Below are 23,834 nucleotides of genomic sequence, written 5' to 3'. Positions count from 1 at the left end.
CATTAAGCAGCCACCTTATCCAGCTCCAACAGTGCCTCCGAGGGGAGCTCTATCCTGGCCGCGGCGAGGTTTTCTCGCAGATGTCCCCGTGACGATGTGCCCGGGATCAGGAGAATGTTCGGCGATCGCTGGAGAAGCCAGGCAAGCGCAACCTGAATCGGCGTGGCGTTGAGCCGGGCGGCCACGTCAGACAGGGTAGAGGATTGCAGCGGCGAGAAGCCGCCAAGAGGAAAGAACGGCACATAGGCAACCCCTCGGGAGGCGAGTGTGTCGATTAAGGTTTCGTCCTGCCGATGCGCAAGATTGTACTGGTTCTGCACGCAAGCGATGTCGGTAATCTTTCCGGCATCCTCGATTTGCTTCGCCGTGACGTTAGACAGTCCGATATGCCGGATCAGTCCCTGTTGCTTTAAACCGGCCAGAACTTCATGAGGCTCGTCCAATGAGCCTTCCGCGGGGCCGTGCACGTCGAACATAGCGCGCAGGTTGACCACATCGAGCACATCGAGTCCGAGATTGCGGAGGTTGTCATGAACGGCCTGTGTCAGCTCCACGCGCGAGAACGACGGATACCACGAAGCGTCCGCGCCCCTGCCTGCGCCGACCTTGGTGACGATCACGAGGTCGTTGTCATAGGGATGCAAAGCTTCGCGGATTATCTCGTTTGTAACATGCGGGCCATAGAAATCGCTGGTGTCGATGTGGTTGACGCCGCTTTCCACCGCCTCGCGCAGGACAGCTATGGCCTCCGGACGATCGCTCGGAGGCCCGAAAACGCCCTTGCCTGCAAGCTGCATCGCGCCATAGCCCAGCCGGCGCACCGTATGATCGCCAAGCGTGAAGGTTCCTGAAGTTGCAATAGTGCTCATGGTCCATCTCCTTGTGTTCCTCCAAAATAGACAGGTGGCATATACGCTGCAAGAAGCTATAATCCGGACAGGCTGTCCGTGAAAACGGACAATTGTTTTTTATGTTTGGAGAGCAGGGTGTCGGATTTAACGGATCTGAATGCGTTTTTACTTGTGGCTAGATCCAAAGGTTTTCGGCAGGCCGCGCGCGAAAGTGGCGTCAGCTCCTCGGCGTTGAGCGATGCGGTGAAGCGTCTCGAAGAAGACCTTGGGGTAAGACTATTCAATCGCACAACCCGCAGCGTGCTCCTGACGGATGCAGGACGTCTCTTGCTAGAGCGCACCGGACCCGCATTCGCAGAGGTGGCATCGGCACTCGACGAGGTGAAAAGCAGCCGCGGCCGCACCTCGGGGGATCTCAGACTCAATGTTCCGATGAGTGCGGCAAGGCTGGTCCTGCCTCCGATCGTGCCGCCGTTCCTAAAGGCCTATCCCGAAATAAGGCTGGAAATCGTGACCGATGAGAATTTCGTCGACATCATAAAGAGCGGCTGCGACGCAGGCATCCGTTATGACGAACGGCTCGAACAGGATATGGTGGCTTTGCCGATCGGACCGCGCCAGCAGCGCTACGCCCTTGCCGCATCGCCGGGTTACCTTGCAAGAAGAGGCAAACCGCAACATCCACAAGACCTGCTTTCGCATGATTGTATTTTAGGCCGGTTTTCGGGGCGCGCGCTTCCCTCCTGGGAATTCGAACGCGATGGGGAAGAAATCGCCATAAATCCTAAAGGTAGCCTCGTTGTTCAGTTCGGCGGCGGCACCGATCTTGGTATCGACGCAGCCATTGCCGGTTCTGGCATCATTTATATTTTTGAAGACTGGCTAAGGCCACACTTCGATAGAGGAAACCTGGTACCGGTGATGGAAGAGTGGTGGCTGCGGTTTTCCGGCCCGTTCCTCTATTATTCCGGACGGCGGCTTGTGCCCGCGCCTTTACGCGCATTTATCGATTTCGTGAGACAATCGCACAAAGATGCAGCGAAATCCTTGCAGCCCGGCCCGTGAATTCAAAGTCCTTAGCTCTGTTTCTTGCCGCCGGCATTGGTCGATCCATCGTGCATATCGCGATAATCCGCATCATGCATTGGACTAGAGCGACTATTCAGACATGGGCACGTCTTGCAGTAATCCAGTCCGTTAATCAGATATCGGATGCAACAGATGAGGCGGAGACACTTTGGCTTGCCCTCGTATTGACGGTAGAGGATGGGCCTGAAAAGCGGGTTACGTGAGCCATCTGCCATGTGAGGCGATTCAAGCGGTTCCAGCGCATCGGCCACGCCATGGCCGCAAGAAATGTTTTCAGCGAAAAGATGACGTTCCCGCTGGTGACAACTGGCCGGGAACTCACACCTCATCCCCCGGCAGTGTGGCCTTGCGCTCGATGCCTTTTTCATCGGTGGTAACATTGTCTGCGAGGCCGTAGGTCGCTGGCGACACATAGAAAAAGAATGGTGCAGCGAGGCAGGCGTGCAGATAGGCTTCGACAGGGTCATCGCGCACAACAGTCGACATGGCCGGAGGCTGGCGGGCAAGCAATGCTCGGGCTTTCGAAAAAAGAATGCCTGTAATCCTTTTCAGAACAGCGGCATGATCCGGCCTTGTCCCCATCAGGTATGGGGGCAGGATGCAGAGCCTGCGAGGTCCTTTCGAGGTCAGACGAATTTCGGTCCGGACGATATCCGACCACCAGCGGTCGTTGTGTTTTTGAAGTGCCATGATCACCCTCCAGCTTCTTGCGAGATGACCCTATCGACAAACCGATCGGACGAATTTAGATATTCCCTCTAATGATCACTAAATACCACCATTCACCACTATCCCTGTCCGGTGCCCTCGCCGACCATGATGTCGAAAGCTCTTCATCGCGCGTTCGCGCTGTGAGGATCGACGTGTCTCAGAATGAACGCGAGGCTCCCGAACACCAGCACCGTAAGGGCCAGCTTGTCATGCCGCTGCTGGGAGGCGTGACTTGTCGCGTCCCAAGCGGCATGTGGATGGTTCCGCCTCATTGTGGCGTCTGGGTTCCAGGGGGCATGCTTCACAGCAATGTGGCCACCGCCAACGCACGTTTGTTCTTCCTGTTCATCGAGCCGGGGGCTGCCGATCTGCCGAACCGGTGCTGCACGCTTTCCCTGTCTCCGCTCGTCAGGGAACTGATCATCGAGATGGCCGACCAATCGGCTGCCGCGACTGCTGACTTAGAGCTCATGGAAACGCTGCTTCTGTCGGCATTGTCGCGGATGCCGGTCGAGCATCTTCACCTCCCGCTGACGGACGAGCCCCGGCTTGCACGCATTGCATCCGAGCTGGCAGACGATCCATCCAATCGCAGTACGATGGCGCAATGGGCAAAACGAGTGGCGATGAGTGAGAATTCGCTCGCCCGTCTCGTTCAAAGCGAAACGGGCCTTACCTTCGGCCGCTGGCGACAACAATTGCAGGTGATTGTCGCAATCCGAAGCCTTGCAGCGGGGGCAACGGTGCAGCAGGTTTCGGGGGATCTTGGATATCAATCCGTCTCTGCATTCATAACCATGTTCAAGAAAGCGCTTGGCACATCGCCTGCCCGATATCTGGGAAACTTCGACCGCTGAACGTCAGAAGGTACAGCGACACCTGAAAGGAAATCGGCCGGCTGGCGGAGCTTCCTCCCAATGGACACTCTCCTACCGCAATGGTTTTTACGACCCGCCTCCCACGTGCCGCCATGCGCGCATTTCTCGATTACATGAGAAGCTATAACGGTCAAACGAAGGGCGCGCTAGAACGCCTCGACATTGTCGATCAGCTGATAGACCAGCGACTGGACCGCTGCGCTTCTTACCCACGCCACATGCGGCGTGAGGATGAAGTTCGGCAAATCAAGCAGACGCATGAGTGGATGATAGTATGCGGCAGCTCCGTGATGACAACGTCGAAGCCAGGCCCGCACAATCGCCGCATTATCGGCGCTGGTTTTTCGAATGACGACCTCTCCAGACGATCACCGCAAAAGTTGCTGGGCCGAAACCTGCGTTCGGGACGTTTTGCATTTTTTTCAATATACGCCCGCTCAATAACCTCCGGTGAGAAAAATCGTTTCGCCCGTCATGAAACTACATGCCTCCGACGCCAGAAAGACAGCTGCCCCCACCATCTCTTCCGGTCGTCCGGCCCGCCCCATCCAGTTCAGTGCGCTTACATATTCATTCCAGCCCTCCGGGTCCTCGATGCGGCGATGAGCGTTGCGGTCCGTATCGATGAGGCCGGGAGCGAGAGTATTGAGCAACACGTTGTCGCGGGCATAATCTCTAGCCTGACTTTGAATTAAATTGTGCTGTGCGGCCTTCGTCGCCGCATAGGCGGTAACGACGCTTTTGGGCCTTAGCTGATTGACTGATCCTATGGAGACGATCCTGCCCCATTTCCGAGCCGACATTCGCGGCAGTGCCGTCTGCAGCATGTCGACCGTCGAGCCCAGATTGACCGCCAGTTGAAACGCCAGATCACCTGGCGTCAGCGCCGATAGAGTGGCATTGATCTGGGCACTGGCGTTGATAACAAGGATATCGAGTGGTGCGATCGCCTCTGCTCGCTCGATAAGATCCCGACCAGCCCCGACTTCGGAGAGATCGCCTGCCAGATGATCCGCCGTTCCCCCTTGCGTAACAATCCGCTCATGTACAGCCGCTGTAGCGCCCGGCTTGACGCCATGCAGGATGACATGGGCACCTGCCCCAGCCAACCCTTCGGCAATCGCCGCTCCTATCCCACGGCTTGAACCGGTAACGAGCGCCACGCGGCCCTTCAGGCCAAAGATGTTTTCAAGGTTCATCCTTTATCCTTCGAACAATGAGACGTGCGCACCGGAAACTCCCGGGCGGCAGGAAAACAGTCCACCTGACAGAGGCGCGTCGGCGAGTGTCGAGGCCGGCAGGCGGGTGCGGGCGCTGGTGATGAACAGCGTCGACAGATCCGGGCCACCAAAGGCGATGCTGGTGGGACGGGGCACCGGCATCTCAATTACCTGGTCGAGCTTCCCGTTTGGAAGATAACGGCGCACGGACCAGCCATCCCAGATCGCACACCAGACCCCTCCTTCCGCGTCCACCGCAAGACCGTCCGGCCTGCCGTCAGCGACGGGAATGCGTGCGAATTCGCGGCATCCCGACAGCGTTCCGGTCGCGGGATCGCAATCATAGGCGTGGATGAGGCCAGGTACCGTGTCAACAAAGTAGAAGGTTTTCCCATCCGCGCTCCAGCCGAGGCCGTTGGAGACGATGATGCCGCCTTCCTTGCGTTCGAATGCGCCATCGGTGCTGATACGATAAAGCGCACCCGTGGGCTTGGAGGCGTCAATCCTCATCGATCCCACCCATATCGCACCGTCAGGCCCGCATTTGGCATCATTCAAGCGGTTGTCGACGATGCCTGCCTCCGGGCTGACGAAGGGTGTGAGGCGACCTGATGCAAAATCCAGCCATTCGATCCCATCCTGAGACGCCACCAGCAGACGCCCACCGCGAACCGGAATGACCGCGCTGACCAACTTCCCGGTCTCGCAGGTTTCGTTCCGGCCACTCGCTGGATCAAACCGGTGGACAGCGGGATGCAGAATATCGACCCAGTAGAGCGTATTTTCGCCATCGTGCCACACTGGACTCTCGCCAAGCTGTGCGCCCCACGGCAAGACGCAACTCAGCTCGGCACTCGGACGGCCGGTGACAGACCGGGGCCTTGGCCTGGAACTAATGGCGACAGCCCCAGCCGCGCCCGTGATACGGCGGGCGGCAGCAATCAATTCGCGCCCAGCTGGATGGATATTGGAGGAACTGAGCCGCGATGATGGGCCAAGCGCAACAAGCACGCCGATCGGCGTATTGTCGCGACCCATGACAGGGGCGGCTGCCGAATTTACACCTGCCAAGTGCTCCTCATAAGAAATCGAATAACCACGTGCCCGGGTCAACGTCAGGTCGGCCTGGAGCGCATCGAGCGTGGTGATGGTTTTCGGGGTCTGCACATCCAGCGTCAGACGGTCCAGGAGGGCGCGGCCGACGGCGGGGTCCTGAAAGGCGAGCAGTGCCTTGCCGGGTGCCGTGCAATGCAGGGGGACGCGGCGCCCTACCTCGACGCGCACAGAAAGGCCATTCGGCGAACGTTCGGCCAGATATTGCGTCATCGTGCCGTCAAGCCGGCACAGCGCAACCGTTTCCCCCAGTTCGGCCGCCAGCCGCTCGAGTTCCGGGGTCGCCGCCGAGACGAGATCGAAACTCTCCCAGACCCTATGGGACATTTCCAGAAAACGCTGGCCCAGAACATAAGTGCCACGGGCCGCATCCTGACGGACGAGACCATAGGCGATAAGGGTGCGCAGGATGCGTGCGAAGGTCGGCTTCGGCAGGCCGGAGGCGCGCAACAACTCGGCAAAACGTAGCGGTTCCGGCGCGTCGGCAACCATATCGAGCAGGGTCAGCCCTTTGGCCAGCGCCGCCGTGCCGCCCGGCGTCTCGGGCTTCATCGCCTCTGCTCCTTCGCGAGTCGCTCCAGCCTTGCGGCCGCCGCTTCGTCCAGCATCCGGTCCATCGTCCATTCTGCTTCAAACCCCAAAGTGTTTCTGATCCGCTCGTTGGACGTATGGTAATAAACGCCGTCGCCGGGAAAATCGACTGTCACGATGGGAAGGCCGGTCAGCGCCGCAATCTTCGGCAGAAGCTCGGCGAAGTCGGCGGGTTCATCCGCGCCGAGATTGAAAATGCCGCCCGCCGCGTCGGGATGGTCGAGGGCAAGCAGAATTCCTGCCACCATGTCTCGCGTATCGGTGATGTGCATACGGAATGGACGGCCGTTTTTGTTGCGCGACAGAATGTGCGACGGCTCACCGATATCTCGGGACTGGAGCAATTCGGCGATGACGGTGTTTCCGAAATTCTGCTGCTGGCGGATGCGCGGCCGCAGGAAAAACCGGGGACCGGAAAAGAAACTCTCTTCGTCCAGCAGTTCCGTCGCATCCTGCGTATGAGAAAACCGCAGGATCACCGTTTCCATGGTGCCGCTTCGCTGGTGAAAGTGCACCAGCTCTTCGCCCAAAAGCTTGGTCAGGCCATAGGGCGAATTGGGGCAAAGCGGATGATCCTCGGTGACCGGCAGGAATTCCGGTCGGTTTTCCGGATAGACCTCGCCTGAGGAAGCGAACACAAAACGCCGCACGCCAGCCGCTGAAGCCGCATCCAGAAGCCGGCGCGTACCCTCGACATTGACAGCGAACATACGATCGCGATCCGCCGGAGCCCAGGACATGAAGGCTCCCAGATGCAGGACGGCGCTCACGCCCTTCATAGCTTCGGACAGTGCCTGCGCATCCTCCAGCGACCCGACGACTTCCTCGCCGCCGGTTCCCGATGGCCTGAGATCAAAACCGCGAACGGTGCGGCCCTGTGCGCGCAAGGCGGCGACAGCGGCACGGCCGACACGGCCCGCCGATCCGGTGACGAGGATCATAGCCGTGCTCCGGTCTTTGCATCGAAGAGATAAAGCTTGGCCGGATCGAAACCGAGCCGGAGTGCCTCGTTTCCAGGAAGATTGCCGGTATGCGAGACGCGCGCGATCAGACCCTTGGACTTGCCCTCCTCGCCATCGGCCACCCTTGCGCCTTCCGCGTCGAAATAGACGTATTTTTCCGATCCGAGGCTTTCCACCAGCGTCGGGTGAACATCGAAGGTGACCGGCGCATCGCCGAGAACGAGATGTTCCGGCCGCAGACCGACGATCACGCTGCCTTGGCGATCAGCCGCGCCCGGCACGGAAACATGTTGCCCAAACAGGGTAACAGTGCCGTCACGCAGTTGCGCATTGAGGAAGTTCATGCCCGGCGAGCCTATGAAACCGGCAACGAAAAGATTGGCCGGGTTGTTGAACAGTTCGTCCGGTGCGGCAATTTGCTGGATGATGCCGCCCTGCATGATCACGACCCGGTCCGCCATGGTCATGGCTTCGACCTGGTCATGCGTCACATAAACGGTAGTGACCCCGATGCGTTTGTGCAAAGCGCCGATTTCGGCACGCATATGGACACGCAGCTTGGCATCGAGGTTGGACAGCGGCTCGTCCATGAGGAAGGCTTGCGGCTGGCGCACGATCGCTCGTCCCAGAGCCACGCGCTGCCGCTGACCGCCTGACAGATCCTTGGGCTTGCGATCCAGATAGGGCGTCACTTCCAGAATGCGCGCCGCATCGTCGACCCGGCGGTCAATCTCATGCCTGTCCGTGCCGCGCATCTTCAGCCCGAAGCCGATGTTCTGGCGAACCGTCAGATGCGGATAGAGCGCATAATTCTGAAACACCATGGCTATGTCGCGGTCCCCGGGCGCCAGATCCGTGACTTCATTGTCGCCGATGAAGATCTGCCCTTCGCTTGCCGGTTCGAGACCAGCAAGGATTTTCAACATCGTCGACTTGCCGCAACCGGAAGGTCCGACCAGCACCACGAACTCGCCGTTCTCGATCTCAAGCGAAAAGGGCCTGAGCACGTTGAGCGCGCCATAGGACTTGCTGACGTTGCGAATGGAAATATTGGCCATGCTTATTTCTCCGCGCCAGCGGTCAAACCGCCGACCAAATAACGTTCAAGGAACAGATAGATTGCGATGATCGGCAGCGCGATGAACACCGATGCGGCGGAGATGTCGTTCCAATAGGTGACATATTCGCCCTGCATCGTGGTGATGCCGAGATTGGCGGTCCAGTTGTCCGGCGAGTTGACCAGAAAGGTACGCGCATAGGCGTAATCGGCCCAGCTGAGCACAAAGGCGTAAAGCGCGGTGGCGGCAAGCCCCGGTGTTGCGATGGGAAGCACGACACGCACCATGGCGCCGATCGGCGAGCAGCCATCCACCATGGCAGCCTGTTCCAGTTCCTTCGGGATCGTGTCGAAATAACCCTTCAGCATCCAGGTTGCGAAGGGAATGATCATGGTCGAATGTGCAAGCACAAGCGTCCATAGGCTGCCGATCAAACCGAAGCTCGAAAAGATCGAAAACAGCGGGATGACGAGTAGCGTGGCGGGCAACATCTTGGCTGTGAGAACGAACATTCCCATGGTGGCGCCGCCCCGCATCGAATAGCGGGACAGGGCGTAACCGGCGCTGACCGAAACCAGCATCGACAGCGCAACCGAGCCGACAGCGGCAAGCATCGAATTCCACAGCCACAGAAGGATCGGCTTTGCCGCCCAGACACGGGCAAAAATGTCCCATTGCGGATCGTCCGGCCAGAAAGTCGGTGGCAGGCGGTAGAGTTCGTCGGTGGTGGAAAGGGCGGTAACCAGCAGCCAGTAGACCGGGAACAGGATCATCACCAGCGTAAAGATCACCGTCGCGTAGAGGGCAAGGCTCTGGGCAAAGCTACGTTTCATCAAAGCCTCCTCAGTAGATTGATTTCGAGCGCCGGCCGAGCATCAGCAGGCTGGCAATGATGCAGATCACCAGCGTCAGCACGCCGACGGCGGCGGCGCGACCGAAGTTGTGATACTGGAAGGCCTGGTCATAGGTCATGATCGACAGCGTCTGGGTTGAACGCAGCGGGCCGCCGCCGGTCAGAACCTTGATGATGGAAAAGTCGCGGAACACCCAAAGCAGGGTCAGCACCAGCGTGACCCCGAGAACCGGCATCAGCAACGGCATGGTGATCCAGCGGAACCGCTGCCAGACACTGGCGCCATCCACCTTGGCAGCGGCGTAATAATCGGTGGGAATGGACTGCAGACCCGCCAGACACATGATCGACACGAAAGGAAAGCCCTTCCACACCATGGTGATGGCAACGGCCCAGAAGGCGGCCGTGGAACTGCTGACCCAGGGGATCATCTGGTCGGTGAAACCGAGCTTGATCGCCAGCCAACCGAACAGGCCGAAGGACGTGTCGAACATCCATGCAAAGATGACGACCGCGATGATTTCCGGCACCGCCCAGGGCAGCGCCATTCCCAGCCGCGCGACGGTGCGGCCCTTGAAGCGGTTATTGGCGAGAAGCGCCGTGCTGAGGCCGACGGCGACGCTGCCGGCGGTTACGACGATAACCAGCTTCAGCGTCACCCAGCAGGCCAGCCAGAATTCCGGCGAGGAGAACAACCATGTGTAATTGCTCAGCGAGAACGGCCGGCTGGCACCGCCAAGCCGTGGTATCTTGACCTGCTGGAACGACAGGTCGATGGCCAAAACGAGCGGCCAGACGATGATGGCGGCAACCATCAGGACTGCGGGCGCAATCAGAATATAGCCGAGGAGATGTTGCCGGCTGGGGCGCGCAAGATCGAAGAACTTGCGACGCCCAGCCCGAACGGGTTCGGTCATGGATGGTCCTCCTGCCGGATGCGGATGATGGCCATGGCCCTTTCCGGGCCATGGCAGGACAACGGGATCAACCCTTGATGGCTTCGGCCTTTGCCTGCATGGTTTTCGCCACCGCCGCCGGATCGAGATCCTGAATGATCATCCGCTGGCTTTCTTCCATCACCATCTTGCTGAACTCGTTGTAGAAGAGTTCAAGTCCGGTCGGAATGCGGTCGATCCCCGCCTCGGACGCGGCCTTCATCGTCTCGATCAGCACCGGAAAATGCGGGATGGTCTTTTCGACACCCGAGACGTCGGCGGTCGGGCTTGGCGGGGTGTTGCCGCCAAGGGTGGCATAGCTGCGCTGGAATTCCGGTGACATCGTCAGCTTGATGAAATCCCAGACCAATGCCTTCTGGTCGTCGGGAATATCGGCCGGCATGGCGAGTACATTGGACGAACCGCCAAGCGGCGGATGAAGCGGCGGTGCGGCGTAAATGATGTCAGTCTTGGCCGAACCCTTTTCGGTCGTACCGTAAAGCCAGGGCCCATCAAGCCGCATCGCCATCTTGCCATCGGCAAACAGCTTGCGCACGTCGCTGGCGCTCATGTCGACCGGGCTGATCCCGCTCTTCATCACGGTTTTCCAGCGTGAAAGACCCTCCACCATCTGCGGCGTATCGATGGTGATATTGCCGTCCTTGTCGGTCCAGTAGGCGCCAGCGTCGAGGATGTAGTTCAGCATCTCCGTCAGATATTGACCCGGACCGCCTTTCGTTTCATGGCCTGTGCCGAACTGGTCGATAATGCCGTCGCCGTTCAGATCCTTTGTCGTCGCTTTTGCCGCGGCCAGAAACTCGTCATAGGTCTTCGGAACCGTGACGCCCGCTTCTTCGAGAAGCTTCTTGTTGTAGGCCATGACGAAACCGAAATAGTTGGTCATGATGCAGACGGTTTCGCCATTCCATTCGCATTTCTGCTGGCCGGCCCAGCCGGTCATGTCGATGCCGTCCTTCTTCAGCCACGGGTCGAGCGGCTCGAGCCAGCCGCTATCGGCAAACATTTGAAATTCGAAGGACGCCAGATGCACGATCTGCGGCGGCTGGTTGGCCGCAAAAAGCGTCGTCATCGTGTCGGCATAGGAGCTGCGCTCGGCCTTGGTGAATTCGATTTTCACGCCCGGATGCTGTTTTTCGAAGGCGGCAATGGCCGAATGCCACCATTCGCCTGTGCCGGCATCGTCCGTCTGCCAGGAAATGAATTTCAGAACGGTATCGGCCTTGGCCGGGGCAAGGCTGCCCATTGTCATCAAAACGGCGGTCGCGGTGCCGAGCGCCAATCGGCTTATTGTTTTGTTCATGGCTTCCTCCTCCAAAAAACCAGTTCAGATACGTTCAATCAGACCGAGTGCCGCCTCCGACGGCCTTACCCCAAGTCCGGGTCCGGACGGCAGGTGATACCTGCCCTCCCGGCAATCCATGTCGCCTTCCAGCAGGTGACGGTTCGGCTCGAAGATCGAATGCTGGAATTCGTGACCTTTGAGCGTTGGCAATGTCGACGACGCCTGCAGGCTGGCGGCAAGAAATATGCCGGCGCCAACGGTGGCGTGCGGGATGACATCGATGCCGTGCTCGGAAGCAAGAGCACCGATACGGATGAAATTGGTGATACCCTTATGGCCCATTTCGGGCTGCACGATCGCAATGCGGCAGCGCTCGACGCGGGCGCGCATATCCCAATGGGTGCGCCATTCCTCACCAACTGCAATCGGCACTTCGGTATTCTTCGAAACCTTCTCCAGACCGGCAATGTCCTCCGTCCAGACCGGAGCCTCTGCGAACCAAGGGTCGAAGGGCTGCATTTCGGCAATCAGTTCCAGCGCCCGTTCCGGCGTTTGGTTCCAGTGCATGTCGGCGGCAATCTTTGCATCGGGTCCAAGCACCTTCCGGAGATTCGCCATTTCGGCCGCCGGGCCATCGTCTGCCACCGGCGTTGCGAACTTGAAGGCGTTGAAACCGCGGTCCTGCCAGTATTTCGCCAATTCCCCGCGGGCCTTGAGCGTCTTTTCAGGCAGGCCTGAAACATAGGCCGGAAACGTATCCACGCCGCCGCCGAGCAGGTCGCGAACGGACTTGCCGGCTTCCTGTCCGGCAATATCCCATAGCGCAATATCGAGCGCGGCGAGCGCATCCACGTAGAAGCCGCCGGTATAACCGCGCACCCGCATCATGTCGTAAAGGTCGTCATAGATCGCCGAAGGGTCCGAAGCATCTCGGCCGATCACGAAACCGGCGAGAAGATCGTTGATGAGAGCGGCGACCGCGCCTGGGGCGACGATACCGTAGGTCTCACCCCAACCAACAACACCGGCCTCGGTCGTCATGCGCACCAGCACGCTGCGGTCGAAGGTCGGGTAGACCGTACGATTTCCCTTGCGTACGATATAGCCGTTGGGATTGACCACCTCACCTTCACGCAAGGCGCCGAGATAAGGCACCTTGCGCGGCTGGGTCAGCGTGAAGACTTCGACGCTTGCGACGGGGCTGTTCATGCGGCCTCCACGGCAACGAGGCCTAGTTCAACCAGATTGGCGTCGATATCGGCAATGGCCGCCGCATCAAGCTCGGGTGTCGGCGCACGCACACCGACCCCTTCGATCACGCCGCGACGGGCCAGCACATATTTGGTCAGCCGCATGCGATAGACCGCCTGCAGCACCAGAAGAGGCAGGGTGCGCACATAAATCCGACGAGCCTCCTCCTGCCGCCCGGCAACAAGCGCCCGATCGATGGCAACATGTTCCTCGGCGATCTCCAGCGCCGGCATTGCGGCCGTAGCACCTCGGGCATATTCGTCGAGAATGTAGCGCGCGCCGCCCCCGCCGATGACGCCCTTCAGTGTCGAAGGCGCATGGGCGACGATGTGGCTGATAGCCGGGCCGGCAGGAAGCGTCTCTTCCTTGACATAGGTCACCTGCGGCAACGCCCGCACGATCTCCACGATCGCCTGCGGCGAAAGGTCGGAGCCGCGCGGCGCAGGTGCATTCTGCAGAATGATTTCAACTTCGGGCAACGCCTCGACGATCCTGCCGAGGAATTCGATCAGCGCCGGCGCATCCGTGCCGACCGACTTGGGCACCTGCACCATCAGGTGGCGGATGCCAAGCGCCGATGCCGCCCGCCCGTGCTCAACCACGTCACGCCAGTCGGCCGCACTTGCCCCGGCCACGACCGGCACCCGCCCAGCCACCACATCCACGACAATTTTCAGCAACGCCGCACGCTCGGCGGCGTTCAAAGTCTCCACCTCGCTGGCGAAACCGGGAAACACGACACCATCGACGCCCTTGTCGAGCGCAAAGACCACCAGTCGCTTCATACCCGCTTCGTCAATGCCGCCATCAGCCAGAAACGGCGTAGGCAGAACAGGCAAAATCCCCTTAAGGCCAGCCACCATCTTTCTCCTCCCGATTTAGTATCATATTTTGATACCTTGAATTCACTAATTGACACTATATAGACTTGCGACCTATGACAAGCCCCAAGATGAAATGAACGAGGAGGTTCAAGACATGGCAGCACCGGCGACATCGATCATCGTTGATTGGGGAACGACATCACTGAGGGCAACGCTCGTTGGTGAAGGCGGCGAAGAACTCGATCATCTGGAAACCGCCAACGGTATTTCGAGCCTTGGTAAGGGTGAGCACGAGGCGGCGCTGATGGATGCACTCGCACCCTGGTTCTCAAGCCATGGTGCCTTGCCCGTCGCCGCACTCGGAATGATCACCAGCCGCAACGGCTGGGTCGAGGTCGCTTATGTGCCGTGCCCGGCAGGCCCGGCGGAACTTGCCGCCGGCACGGTGCGCAGGTCGCTGCCGAACGGGTCCGATCTCGTCTTCCTGCCCGGTCTGACCGACCCCGCCCGCCAGCCCTTCCCGGACGTGATGCGCGGCGAAGAAACCCAGATCGTCGGCCACGGCCTTGGCGAAGACGCCACCTTGATCATCCCTGGAACACACAGCAAATGGGCGCGGGTGACGGCGGGAAGGATCGATGGCTTCCAGACATTCGTCACCGGTGAAATCTTCAACCTGCTTATCAATCACTCCTTCATCGCGCGCGGTTCCACGCAGCCGCCGGTCGATGATCACGAGGCCTATCGCTGGGGTCTGACAGAGGCAAAACGATCCGCCGCCATGCTGTCGCTGCTGTTTTCGGCGCGAACCGGCGGGCTTGCGGGCCGGCTTTCGCCGGATCAGTTGCGATCCTATGTGCGAGGACTGGTCATCGGGCAGGAGTTTCGGCAAGCCCGCGAGGCCGGATGGTATGCGGAAGGAGACGAGGCAGCTATCGTCGGCAATGACGGGCTGAACGATCTCTATCTGGTTGCCGCCGATGTGTTCGGGCTCAAGACATCCATGGGTGCGGATGACGCCCTCACAAAAGGCGCTCTGACTATCCTGCGGCAAGCGCTTTTATAACCCTTGCCGATCGCCGGTTGCCGAAATGGCGGCATCCGGCTTTCAAGACAATTTTTTAGGACCAATCATGTACGACTTCCCAGCCAATATCGGCACCAGCCGTCACGAAAACGATATCATTGCCGTTCTGGCCCGCATTCAGCGCATCGGCCTTCCAGACAATCCGATCGCCTTTTATGGCTCATCCTCGTTTCGAATCTGGAGCTCCATCACCGAGGATCTCGGCTCGCTGGAGATCGTCAATCTGGGATTTGGCGGTGGCACTTACCTCTCTGCCAGCCACTACCTCGACCGGCTCCTGGTTCCCTTGAAGCCAGGTAGAGTGGCGCTTTATTTCGGCGAAAACGATATTGCCAGCGACGGCCTCAAGGCGCAGACGACGCTTGGGCACCTGCGGGATTTGCGCGATCGCATCTCTCGAGCGCTACCGCAGGCGGACGTCTTTGTTCTGGCGATCAAGCCCAGTCCGGCGCGCTGGATATACCGCCACGAATTCGATCTTTTCAACCAGACGGCGCGCGACTGGTGCAACGGCCGCGAACACACGACATGGCTTGATCCGAACGCCGGCCTCATTGGTGAAAATGGCCTGCCGATGTTCCGTTATTATTTACCCGATCTGGTTCACCTGAATGCGGCAGGCTACGCGGTCTGGTCGGAAGCACTTAGAAAAAAGTTGGGTCTGTTGAACTGAGACAAGGGGCATCTTTATCTTTGGCTCTTGAAAGGAGCCGAACTGTCCCCAGCATCGTTCAAAGGCTGATTTCCATTGGATTTATAGATCACGTCCGTTGAACGCGGAATCGCGTTTAGGCCCCCCTTACTGGCGGAATTCTGATTCCATCGCTCCGACTGGTGATTTGGTCGCAAGCAACATGGCCTGAGCTTTCAACGATGATCTGCGTAGCCGCGTTCTAGCTGCGTCACGGGATGGCATATCGACGCGCTCAGCAGCGTCCAGATTTGGGATTGGTATTTTGACAGCCATCGCGTGGATTGCGAGCGAGCAGGAAAGCCGGCTGACCCGGCGAAACAGGGACGACTCCGTCCGCCGAGGCGGCCTCTATCCGGCACTGAAGTATCTTAGTTGAGCCTACCCGCCCTAAGGCGACAGCCAACAATGCGCACAGGCTGAAAGACGCAGTCTCGACCACCGACGAGGAAACGGTACACCTCGACTGCGACTCCAGAACCGCAGCCAGGTTTTTTCGGGCCATCGTCGAGGCTTATTTGCGCTTCCGCCGCAACTCGTCGCCATGGATGCCAAAGTGCTGGATGATCATATCGACATTACGGCGGTGCGATTTGAAATAAATATCAAACAGATCACCGAAGACAGGAACACTGCCCACAAGAGCATCCATGGCAATGTTGCCAACCATTCGCGCAAGCTTTTCCTGCGGCACACCAAGGCGGCGCGCTTCATTGACGATATAGAGGCCGACAATAGCACCCGCACCATCACCAATCAGTGGCAGCAAACCCATGATGGAATCTGCACCAAAACGGATTCCCGTGCCAGGAATGCGGATCGCTGTGTCCATCATACGAGCGATGCCCGACAGCCGCCGCAGACGGCGGAGCCGCTCAGCACCATCCACGAAGTCGTCCGATGTGCCGTGGGCGTTCCACGTTCTCGCTGTCATACAATCGTGCTCCATAAAAGAGATATGCCTCAGCCTAATATGAATGGGGATGTGGAGAGTTGCGTTCAAGAGCGTTGCGCAAGCTATCTGCATCCATTGAAACCGAACCAGTTACGCTCAATCGCCTCGATCCTGCCTATGTGACAGCACCAATCGCCCGGCATCGCTCGGGCCCTACACCCCTTTTTCGATTCCGATAGGCCACAGTAATTTTTAAGCAATATTTTCCCTTACATTGGCGCTACTACAGGACTGCTAGGTCGAGAGAAAGATGTGAGGCACGCCCTTGCATCTTTAACGTCTTTCGCGAGTTAAAGCTGATCTTCATAAAGCAGATGCGGACATGGCACATATTTTTTGAGTTCATCGGTGCATCTAAAGGCGGACTGCTGATGGACACTGGCGCTTTAACAACAAACGACATCGGAAAACTTATGGCCGTTTCTCATCAAGGTCCGCTGGCTAACACCAGGCTTTCTGGACGAACGATTCTCATTCTGATTGGCGTCGCGGTCATCCTGCACGTGGGTCAGGAAATCTTCGTGCCATTAGCCTTGGCTCTCCTCCTGACATTCACTCTGGCACCTATTGTCTCTTTTCTCCGAAAACACTCTGTGCCCAAGATTGCCGCCGTTATTTTGGCGGTCGCCTCAGCCTTCATGGCAATTGCGCTGTTCAGTTTCGTCGTCGCCACGCAGGTGACAAATCTTGCCGAAAACATCCCGACATATCAGCGCAATATCGTCACCAAGGTTCAGGCGCTCAGCCAAGCCGGATCAGGCAATGGTGTGCTCGAACATCTGAGCAAGGTTGTCGAGCGTGTCGGCGCCGAGTTGCAGACACGCGCCGTCGAAAGTCAGGACGAGCAGTCGACCGCACCAACCATGCGAGAGCCGATGCCCGTTGAAATCGTCACGCGATCCCATCCGGTCGAGACACTTGGCAATTTCATTCTTCCGCTTATCAGCCCGTTTGCAACGGCAGGTTTGGTCATCGTTCTTGTGATTTTCATGTTGATCGAGCGCGAGGACCTTCGCGACAGGTTTATCAGACTGGTTGGACTTGGTGACCTGCATCGCACGACGGCAGCGCTGCAGGACGCTGGAAAACGGGTTGGGAAATACCTTCTGATGCAATTGGTGGTAAATGCACTTTACGCCTTTCCCATCACCATTGGGCTTTGGGTGCTTGGCATTCCGAACGCGATCCTGTGGGGTCTGCTGACGCTGGTTCTGCGTTTCGTGCCCTATATTGGTCCCGTTATCGGAATGGTATTGCCGCTGTTCCTCGCCCTTGCAATCTCTCCCGGCTGGTCGTTGGTCGCGTGGGTCGCGGCACTTTTCATTATCACCGAACTGATCAGCAATAACGTCGTTGAACCTTGGCTCTATGGTAGCCACACCGGCCTGTCTCCGATGGCGATCATTATCTCCGCAATCTTCTGGTCCTGGCTTTGGGGACCGCTGGGGTTAATGCTGTCGACACCTCTCACGGTGTGTCTGGTCGTTCTTGGCAGATATGTCCCCGAGTTCAGTTTTCTGGACGTTTTGCTCGGAAATGAACCAGTCCTCCAACCGCAGGAAAAGCTTTACCAGCGGCTGCTCTCCGGCGACCCCAACGAAGCGACTGACAACGCCGAAGAGTTTCTCGAAGAGGAATATCTCATCGACTACTACGAAAAAGTTGGTCTTCCTGCCTTGATCCTGGGCGAAGCGGACCGCCAGCGCGGCGTGATGACAGAGGCTCAGATCGCGCTTCTTGCCTCCAGCGCCCATGCCCTCATTGAAAATCTTGCAGAGATTGCGAGCGAAGAGGAAAACGAGGGAATGTCGGAAGACGAACAGACTTCAGCGCCAGAGACCAAAGAAACAATCGCGCTACCGGACGGTAAAGGCAGATCCATTCTATCCCTGGGAGGCCGAGGGGCCATGGACGATGCAGCGTCTGCGATGTTATCGCAAGTTCTCTTGGTTCAGGGTGCGCAGATCAGACAAGCAGACTATACAGTGATTGAAGGGCGAGATTTGAAGGCTCTGGTGGCTGACGATATCGACACCGTTGTCGTTACGTTTCTCAATGAGAACTCGAAATCGCACGCGCGACAGATCGTGCGTCGTTTGAAGCGTGTAAGACCTTCTCTTCGTGTCGGCATATTGTTGCCGATGGGAGAGGGCGGGCGCGAAGCGCCAATCGACCCTCAAGACATAAGCGCCGACTTCGTTGCCTCTTCGCTGACGCAGGCCGTCTTGTCGGCCCTGAGCGACACCGGCCCTGTGGCCTTGAAAAGCCCCGTGAGAAAAGTGGCGCGCCAGCGCCGGGTGCAGCCGGTGGCTGCCTGAACGCAGCCACGAGAAGTCTGTCGATGTTACCAAGGGGCACGCATCTCGTCTCCTGGATCATAACGCATAGGACCACCCGAAAGCTTCAGCCCCTGGACTTGCGCACGCTCATCACCGCACAAACCTGCATTCTGGAAAAAGCACGATGCATCGATACAAAGATTGAAAACGTTCTGGACGCGTCTCTAGGTATCTACTGCGAACTAAGAGCAGTCAGGTCTAAAGCTTGACAGTTGCGACATCAAAAGCGGCTTGCGGTTGTGAGACCTTTCAGCTTGGAGTCTCCCCTTGCTGAAACTTGGATTGGAGCCACTGATGTATGGATGACGTTCCCGCCAACAGTGAATCGCCGTCCTTTACAACACCGCCGCTAAGCGAGGTAACAAGCGCTCCGGCTTCCTGGGCAATGATCTTTCCAGCCGCGTAGTCGTAATGGCTGAGGCCGTCTTCGAAATAGCCATTTAGCCTGCCCGCGCCAACATATGCGAGATCAAGTGCGGCCGAGCCAAGTCTGCGGATGCCTGCTGTCTCGTTGGTGATGGCATCCAGGGCCCGGAAGAAACTACTGCGGTCCATCGACTTCAACTGTCCGTGGATCGGCATAGATAGAGATATGATGGATTCTTCCGGCTTTTTCTCTTCCAATCGTGTCAGTTCCTTACCGTTCATCCGGGCACCCTGCCCTCGAACTGCCGTGAACATCTCGTCCCGCAATGGGTCAAGGACGACGCCCAGTATTTCGCCATCGTCGTCGCAAAGAGCGATGCTGACAGCAAAATAGGGAATGCCCCAGATGAAGTTGCTGGTTCCGTCGAGCGGGTCTACCACCCAGCGGCGTCGTGCGTCTGGCTTGCGCGTACCGGTTTCTTCACCCACGAAACCGTAGCGATCACCTGCCCTTGCCAGAACTGCGGCAATAGCCTCCTCGGCAGCAAGATCGGCCTTGGACGCATAATCACCCAAAGCTTTTCGTTGAACACTATCGCGGGACATGGCGCCGAAATGCGTCTTCAGTTCAGCGCCTCCGGCAAGTGCGGCGGACAAAGCAAGCTGCATCAGTTCGTCAAGCGACCGGTCCGCCATCTCATACTCCCGAGGGTAGAAAAGTTATCGTCTCGAAATCCACACCGACGCGCGAGTCGAGATCGAGTGCGCGTCGTGTTTCCACCGAGATGGTCGCACCGTTCTCCAGTCGAAGGCTTTGCGTCCAGGCCTTGCCCATGAAGCGGCGATCTTTCACCGTTGCATTGACGAGAGCGCTGCCGTTTTCGCGGGTCATTACCTGTTCGGGACGCACGACAAGTGTGCCTTTACCGCAGTGGCCGCTTCCTGTGATAGGAAGTCGCGATCCGTCAGCCATCTGGAAGCCGGCCTCATCAAATTCGCCCTCCAGAAAGTTTGCGCTGCCGACGAACTCGGCAACGAAGCGGTTCGCCGGTCGCGAATAAATTGTTTCGGGATCTGCAAGCTGCTGCACGATTCCATTCTGCATCACGGCGATCCGGTCCGACATTTCGAGGGCTTCTTCCTGATCATGCGTCACATAGATTGCTGTCAGACCGAGTCTCTTCTGCAGACTGCGCAGTTCATGGCGAAGAGCCACGCGAAGACGCGCATCAAGGTTGGACATGGGCTCGTCCATGAGAAGCAGCGGCGGGTTGATGACGAGTGCACGCGCCAGCGCTATGCGCTGCTGCATACCCCCACTCATTTCTGCGGGATAGCGCTTCTCGACGCCGTGAAGCTCGACCTGGGCCAGTGCGGCCCGAACCCTTTCAGCAACTTCGTTCTTCGGAACCTTACGCAGTTTGAGCCCGTAAGCGACATTGTCGAACACGGTCTGGTTTGGCCATAGCGCATAGTTCTGAAAGACGAAGCCGATATTTCTGTCCCAGGCGGCGAGCGAGGTCACGTTCCGCCCGTTGAACAGGATTTTTCCGCCATCGATTGGGTGGAAGCCTGCAATGGCGCGCAAAAGTGTCGTCTTGCCGCAACCGGACGGCCCTAGCAGCGTGAAGAATTCGCCGGGCCTGATCGTGAGGCTGATGTCTTTCAGAACTGCATGATTGCCAAAGGTCTTGGAGACGGCGTCGATGACGACCTCGCAGCCTTGGGTTGGAGTTTTGGAAGATGAGGTTTCAACCACCGGAATTTCCTCGAATTTGGCCGTAGCGGACAATGAAATAGAGAGGGATGTAAATGATCAGCATCAGCAGGATGGTCTGTGCTGCGGAGACACCGAAATCGGCATCGACAAGCGTGTTCTCGAAGATCACGGCTGTCATCGGCTTCCACGGCGGACGATAGAGAACGATGGTAGACGACAGCTCCGTGACGATGTGAAGGAAGGTGAGCGTTGCACCGGTTACCGCACCCGCCAGAACAAGAGGTGCCGTTATGGTGAAGAACACCCTGAATGGACGCGCTCCAAGACTGATTGCGACCTCTTCGAGAGCCGGGTGAACGCGCCTCAGGGCCGCCTCCGACGCCTTCACCGTAAAAGGCAGGTTACGAATGAGATAGGCAAGGAGAAGGATGAACCAGGTGCCGGTCAGTTGCAGCGGCGCCTTGTTGAACATCATGATGAGACCGATACCGAGCACCGTGCCGGGAATGACGTAGGGCATCATGACAGTGAGGCTGAGAACGGGGGCGATGATCCGGTAGCGCTTGCGTATAATCACATATGCAATCCCCAACCCGATTGCTGTTGCCGCCAGCGTTCCGGCAATACCAAGCGACAAGGTCACCCAAGCCGGCCCCATGCCGGTGCGCCACATAGTGGCGTAGTTTTCCAGCGTAAAGTTCGCCCTGGGTAGGCCGACCCGCCATTCCATGAAGCTGGAAACCAGCACCGTCAGGTGGGGCGTGAATGCCATGAGAAGGGCAATGATGACCGCGCCAAGCACTGTGACATGAGCAAGAGGCGATAGCGGCTTGCGTTCCAGCGCCCGCGACGACACCACGGCAAAACCGCGTCGCGCCAAATAGATTTGCTGCGCCATGAGGAACAGGCTCGAGATGGTGATGAGCACAATCGATCCTGTGGCCGCAAGCGCCGGATTGCGTCCTGCCTCACTCAGGAAGGACGTATAGATCAGAACCGGCAGTGCGTTGACATCGAGGCCAATGATGCGCGGCGTTCCGAAGTCAGACAGGGCTGCCATCGTTGCCAGATAGAGACCGGTGATGATGCCGGGGAGTGCCAGCGGAATTTCGACCGTCATGCGCACACGAGGCGGCTTGGCACCAAGGCTTTCCGCTGCCTCGATATGGCCAGCGTCCAAACTCTGAAACGAGCTGTGACTGAGCAGAAAGATGATTGGAAAGACCAGCCAGGTGATGACCCAAATGACGCCATGCAAGCCGACAATCGAGACATCGAGGCCGAGATAGTTGGTCAGAACGCCGTTTCGTCCCAGGAGCAAGCGCCAGGCGTACGCCCCCAGAAATGGTGGAGACACGGAAGCCATAGTGACAAGAAAGACGATAGCAGTGCTGCCCGCGACCCGGTAACGTGCGATAAGATAAGCCAGCGATACGCCGATCAAAGCGGCAAGTCCGGTGGACGTCAACGCGATCAGCAGGCTGTTTACCGTGGCGGAAAGGGTTTCCGAGCGTGTAAAGAAGTCGGTATAGTGGACAGCAGAGAGCGACAGCGATTTGTTTTCGAAGGTGATGTAGGCGTTCGCGGCATGTGAGAGCAGGACGGCGTTGAGCGACTGCGCGTTGATGTCTAAAGGCGCTGGTGCAGTTGTCGCGAATAGCCCCCGGGGCGCCTGCTGCGAAAGCGTGAACCGAGCCGAGCCCAGATCGAGTTCAAGTAAACCTGCCTCGTCCTTACCAACCGAAATCGGCTGTTGCGAAGAGAGGCGCAGCGTTCGGTCATCCTGGACGTCTACAGTCAGACTGTCAGTCGAACTCAGCGTTATCGCAACGCCGTCAGAAAGTTTAGCAACGCTGTATCGGGCGGTCATTTCCGGGACGAATTGCAAGCCGTCTTTATTATGCAGAAGAGTAAAACGGCCGCCCTCCTCCAGGAGGGAGGCGGCCATGAGGCGAACCTGCGGGACAACAATCGTCAGGCCGCAGAGCACGAGCGCGACGATTGAAAATATCAGCCAATTGTCGCGCAGCACCTTCATTTTCCGCGAAGCTCCTGAAAGCGAGCCACGACCACAGGGCGCGGATCGACAGCGGATACGATCGTGAGAGTAGCCATGTCAGGCAGAGCGGCGGGAGGCGTTACATCCTTGCGTGCCGAGCGTCGAACGGTGGCGTCGCGAACGATTTCATGCGCCGTTTTGCTGCCGAGGAAATCGATGAAGCTCTTGGCGTCTTCGATGTGCTGCGCGCCCTTGACTATGGCTTGCGCATCGATCTGGCCGGTAACCGCATCGGTCGGATAGACGATATCGATCGGCAGACCTTGAGCCTTCCACTTGGCACCCAGATCCTCGTTAATCCAGCCAACTGCTGCTTCACCGTCGCGTACGGCGTTGAAGGCATCATCGGAACCAGGAGCAATGCGCGCGCCCTTGGCCATTTGACCGACGAAATCCCAACCGAAATTGCCAGCAAGAGCGGAAAGAATGACATAGCCGGTGCCGGATTTTGCAGGGTCTGGAATAATCAGGCCACCGTTCTTTGCGAAGTCCTGTGAGACGAGATCTTTCTGCGTCTTGGGTATGGAGCCGGCCTCGACGCGTTTGGTGCTGACGACCAGCGGCTGCAGCAGCACCGTGAACGGATGCCAGATGTGATTGGGATCGGTCGTCACCATGTCGGCGTCGGACTTGCTTTCGAACGATTGGAAGAGCGCTGCATTTTCTTCGAAGGTCTGCGTCGGTCCGCCCCACATGACGTCTGCCGAGGAATTGCCGCCTTCTGCACGCAGGCGCTCGATCAGCTCGCCAGTACCGCCGCGCACAACGGTCACCTTCACATCCGGATTTTCCTTGGCAAAAGCATCGAGGATGGGAGCAGATGTCGCCTCCCCATGAGCGGTGTAGACCACCAGTTCTCCGGCATTCGCAACACTGATGATCGACGCCGACGCCAACGCGCCCGCTATGATACGCCGCAAGGTCCATTTCAGCATGACTATGTTCCCTTTTTAAAGTCACTGAGAAGAAGGCGACCCT

At 58.3% G+C, this 23,834-nt stretch carries 21 protein-coding genes and 1 pseudogene; 6 read left to right on the top strand and 16 right to left on the bottom strand.

The genetic code is table 11. The features are described 5' to 3' along the window. Positions 1 to 2 precede the first annotated feature (2 nt). Positions 3 to 869, bottom strand: coding sequence for an aldo/keto reductase family oxidoreductase (locus J5276_RS27325; protein WP_209159952.1), 867 nt, complete (start codon positions 867 to 869; stop codon positions 3 to 5). A gap of 117 nt (positions 870 to 986) precedes the next feature. Here J5276_RS27325 and J5276_RS27320 point away from each other — a divergent pair, with 117 nt between their 5' ends. Next, positions 987 to 1,916: a LysR family transcriptional regulator gene (locus tag J5276_RS27320; RefSeq protein ID WP_060643013.1), complete on the top strand. Its 930-nt coding sequence runs from the start codon at positions 987 to 989 to the stop codon at positions 1,914 to 1,916. Between the two features lie 342 nt (positions 1,917 to 2,258). Here the strand turns inward: J5276_RS27320 and J5276_RS27315 are convergent, their stop codons facing one another. Next, entirely contained in the window at positions 2,259 to 2,630 is a 372-nt protein-coding gene (locus tag J5276_RS27315; protein WP_076844290.1) for a hypothetical protein, read from the bottom strand. 71 nt (positions 2,631 to 2,701) lie between these two features. Here J5276_RS27315 and J5276_RS27310 point away from each other — a divergent pair, with 71 nt between their 5' ends. Beyond that, on the top strand, positions 2,702 to 3,508 hold the full coding sequence (locus J5276_RS27310; RefSeq protein WP_179089179.1) for a helix-turn-helix domain-containing protein: 807 nt from the start codon (positions 2,702 to 2,704) through the stop codon (positions 3,506 to 3,508). 458 nt (positions 3,509 to 3,966) lie between these two features. Here the strand turns inward: J5276_RS27310 and J5276_RS27305 are convergent, their stop codons facing one another. The 9 genes from J5276_RS27305 to J5276_RS27265 form a co-directional block, all read right to left on the bottom strand. Further along, positions 3,967 to 4,728: an SDR family NAD(P)-dependent oxidoreductase gene (locus tag J5276_RS27305; protein ID WP_076844292.1), complete on the bottom strand. Its 762-nt coding sequence runs from the start codon at positions 4,726 to 4,728 to the stop codon at positions 3,967 to 3,969. A gap of 3 nt (positions 4,729 to 4,731) precedes the next feature. Then, entirely contained in the window at positions 4,732 to 6,414 is a 1,683-nt protein-coding gene (locus J5276_RS27300; RefSeq protein ID WP_112402642.1) for an SMP-30/gluconolactonase/LRE family protein, read from the bottom strand. Further along, positions 6,411 to 7,394, bottom strand: a complete 984-nt coding sequence (locus J5276_RS27295; protein WP_209159951.1) for an NAD(P)-dependent oxidoreductase — start codon at positions 7,392 to 7,394, stop codon at positions 6,411 to 6,413. The genes J5276_RS27300 and J5276_RS27295 overlap by 4 nt, the downstream gene beginning before the upstream one ends. Further along, positions 7,391 to 8,473, bottom strand: coding sequence for an ABC transporter ATP-binding protein (locus J5276_RS27290; RefSeq protein ID WP_111801313.1), 1,083 nt, complete (start codon positions 8,471 to 8,473; stop codon positions 7,391 to 7,393). Before J5276_RS27290 ends, J5276_RS27295 begins: the two co-directional genes overlap by 4 nt. A gap of 2 nt (positions 8,474 to 8,475) precedes the next feature. Continuing rightward, positions 8,476 to 9,306 carry a carbohydrate ABC transporter permease gene (locus tag J5276_RS27285; protein ID WP_003492168.1) on the bottom strand — a complete coding sequence of 277 codons (831 nt, stop codon included), beginning with the start codon at positions 9,304 to 9,306 and terminating at the stop codon, positions 8,476 to 8,478. Positions 9,307 to 9,316: 10 nt separating this feature from the next. Beyond that, positions 9,317 to 10,243 (bottom strand): carbohydrate ABC transporter permease, encoded by a 927-nt coding sequence (locus J5276_RS27280; RefSeq protein WP_013637453.1) that lies wholly within the window; start codon positions 10,241 to 10,243, stop codon positions 9,317 to 9,319. 67 nt (positions 10,244 to 10,310) lie between these two features. Continuing rightward, positions 10,311 to 11,582: a sugar ABC transporter substrate-binding protein gene (locus J5276_RS27275; protein ID WP_111783777.1), complete on the bottom strand. Its 1,272-nt coding sequence runs from the start codon at positions 11,580 to 11,582 to the stop codon at positions 10,311 to 10,313. A 24-nt stretch (positions 11,583 to 11,606) separates the two neighbouring features. Beyond that, the gene (locus J5276_RS27270) at positions 11,607 to 12,773 is read right to left on the bottom strand and encodes a mandelate racemase/muconate lactonizing enzyme family protein (RefSeq protein WP_209159950.1); all 1,167 of its coding nucleotides are present in this window, start codon (positions 12,771 to 12,773) and stop codon (positions 11,607 to 11,609) included. Continuing rightward, positions 12,770 to 13,678: a dihydrodipicolinate synthase family protein gene (locus J5276_RS27265; RefSeq protein ID WP_003517164.1), complete on the bottom strand. Its 909-nt coding sequence runs from the start codon at positions 13,676 to 13,678 to the stop codon at positions 12,770 to 12,772. The genes J5276_RS27270 and J5276_RS27265 overlap by 4 nt, the downstream gene beginning before the upstream one ends. A 115-nt stretch (positions 13,679 to 13,793) precedes the next feature. Between J5276_RS27265 and J5276_RS27260 the strand changes: the two genes are divergently transcribed. The 3 genes and pseudogenes from J5276_RS27260 to J5276_RS30595 form a co-directional block, all read left to right on the top strand. Next, entirely contained in the window at positions 13,794 to 14,705 is a 912-nt protein-coding gene (locus tag J5276_RS27260; RefSeq protein ID WP_174004100.1) for a 2-dehydro-3-deoxygalactonokinase, read from the top strand. Between the two features lie 67 nt (positions 14,706 to 14,772). Then, positions 14,773 to 15,399, top strand: a complete 627-nt coding sequence (locus tag J5276_RS27255) for a GDSL-type esterase/lipase family protein (protein WP_174004099.1) — start codon at positions 14,773 to 14,775, stop codon at positions 15,397 to 15,399. Positions 15,400 to 15,604: 205 nt separating this feature from the next. After that, positions 15,605 to 15,747: pseudogene (locus tag J5276_RS30595) on the top strand (IS630 family transposase); the annotation flags it as partial. A gap of 184 nt (positions 15,748 to 15,931) precedes the next feature. Here the strand turns inward: J5276_RS30595 and J5276_RS27250 are convergent. Next, a complete protein-coding gene (locus J5276_RS27250; RefSeq protein WP_076844305.1) occupies positions 15,932 to 16,351 on the bottom strand; it encodes a DUF4112 domain-containing protein in 420 nt (139 codons plus the stop codon). A gap of 434 nt (positions 16,352 to 16,785) precedes the next feature. Here J5276_RS27250 and J5276_RS27245 point away from each other — a divergent pair, with 434 nt between their 5' ends. Further along, positions 16,786 to 18,690 (top strand): AI-2E family transporter, encoded by a 1,905-nt coding sequence (locus tag J5276_RS27245; protein ID WP_247750020.1) that lies wholly within the window; start codon positions 16,786 to 16,788, stop codon positions 18,688 to 18,690. Between the two features lie 270 nt (positions 18,691 to 18,960). Here J5276_RS27245 and J5276_RS27240 read toward each other — a convergent pair whose 3' ends face one another. From J5276_RS27240 to J5276_RS27225, 4 genes are read right to left on the bottom strand one after another with little or no spacing between them, the layout of a single operon-like run. Then, positions 18,961 to 19,773 carry an inositol monophosphatase family protein gene (locus J5276_RS27240; RefSeq protein ID WP_209159948.1) on the bottom strand — a complete coding sequence of 271 codons (813 nt, stop codon included), beginning with the start codon at positions 19,771 to 19,773 and terminating at the stop codon, positions 18,961 to 18,963. 1 nt (position 19,774) lies between these two features. Continuing rightward, on the bottom strand, positions 19,775 to 20,836 hold the full coding sequence (locus J5276_RS27235) for an ABC transporter ATP-binding protein (protein ID WP_209159947.1): 1,062 nt from the start codon (positions 20,834 to 20,836) through the stop codon (positions 19,775 to 19,777). Continuing rightward, positions 20,829 to 22,835, bottom strand: a complete 2,007-nt coding sequence (locus J5276_RS27230; RefSeq protein WP_209159946.1) for an iron ABC transporter permease — start codon at positions 22,833 to 22,835, stop codon at positions 20,829 to 20,831. The genes J5276_RS27235 and J5276_RS27230 overlap by 8 nt, the downstream gene beginning before the upstream one ends. Further along, entirely contained in the window at positions 22,832 to 23,791 is a 960-nt protein-coding gene (locus J5276_RS27225) for an extracellular solute-binding protein (protein WP_149916721.1), read from the bottom strand. The genes J5276_RS27230 and J5276_RS27225 overlap by 4 nt, the downstream gene beginning before the upstream one ends. Between the last annotated feature and the right edge of the window lie 43 nt (positions 23,792 to 23,834).

It is taken from the genome of Agrobacterium sp. S7/73 (assembly GCF_019355535.1).
Lineage (GTDB): Bacteria > Pseudomonadota > Alphaproteobacteria > Rhizobiales > Rhizobiaceae > Agrobacterium > Agrobacterium tumefaciens.
The sequence above is the reverse complement of the archived record's forward strand: the minus strand, read 5'-3'. Positions and strand labels throughout refer to the sequence as shown.